Source organism: Halomonas marinisediminis (assembly GCF_004347715.1).
Lineage (GTDB): Bacteria > Pseudomonadota > Gammaproteobacteria > Pseudomonadales > Halomonadaceae > Halomonas > Halomonas icarae.
This window is the reverse complement of the sequence record NZ_SLTR01000604.1, coordinates 1-255: the sequence shown is the minus strand read 5'-3', so window position 1 is coordinate 255 and position 255 is coordinate 1. Positions and strand designations below refer to the sequence as shown.

Genomic DNA, 255 nt, shown 5'->3' with positions numbered 1-255 from the left:
GCCGTTCTCGGTGACGGCCCTGTCCTCCTCGGGCATCGCCTCGATCGCGGATATCCCCGACGGGGCCAAGATCGGCTTCGGCCCGGCGGGCTCCACCTCCGACACCTACTTCCCGCGGATGATGGAAGCCCTCGGCGTGAATTTCGAGCGCCGTAACGGCGGCTGGTCCGACCTCGGCGGGCAGCTGCAGGACGGCCTTCTGGACGTGATCGCCTTCGCCGCCGGCGTGCCGGTCCCGGCGGTCAGCCAGCCCGA

At 71.0% G+C, this 255-nt stretch carries 1 protein-coding gene; it reads left to right on the top strand.

Annotated elements, in window-relative coordinates; genetic code table 11:
- Positions 1-255 (top strand): TAXI family TRAP transporter solute-binding subunit (locus E0702_RS17965; protein ID WP_306766944.1); only part of this gene is annotated, 255 nt, incomplete at both ends.